We start from the raw sequence: 388 nt of genomic DNA, 5'->3' as shown, positions 1-388 counted from the left end.
CCCCCCCCCCCCCCCCCCCCCCCCCCCCCCCCCCCCCCCCCCCCCCCCCCCCCCCCCCCCCCCCCCTTTTCCCCCAGAACACGGCATCCCCGATCGCGCCTAGAGTCTCGTGGGCTCGGAGATGTGCCCCCCCCCCCCCATGTCGAGGGCTTCCGGCGGGTGGTCAAGAAGGGCGCGGCATCCTGGAGCGCGCCGGGCATATCCGCCGCCTTGTCATGGGCGAAGGCATCGAGACGACGCTCTCGGTCTGGCTGTCTCTTATACACATCTGACGCTGCCGACGATTAACCTTCGGTGTAGATCTCGGGGGTGGGGGGGTCAGTGAGAGGGGGGGGGGGGGGGGGGGGGGGGGGGGGGGGGGGGGGGGGGGGGGGGGGGGGGGGGGGGG

The 388-nt window shown here is 76.0% G+C and carries 1 pseudogene; it reads left to right on the top strand.

Annotated features, from left to right (window positions below):
- Nucleotides 1–272: pseudogene (locus JHD80_RS27350) on the top strand (hypothetical protein); the annotation flags it as partial.
- Nucleotides 273–388 lie beyond the last annotated feature (116 nt).

Source organism: Allobosea sp. ASV33 (assembly GCF_016428755.1).
Lineage (GTDB): Bacteria > Pseudomonadota > Alphaproteobacteria > Rhizobiales > Beijerinckiaceae > Allobosea.
Note: the sequence above shows the minus strand (reverse complement) of the source record. Positions and strands in the feature narration are given on the sequence as shown.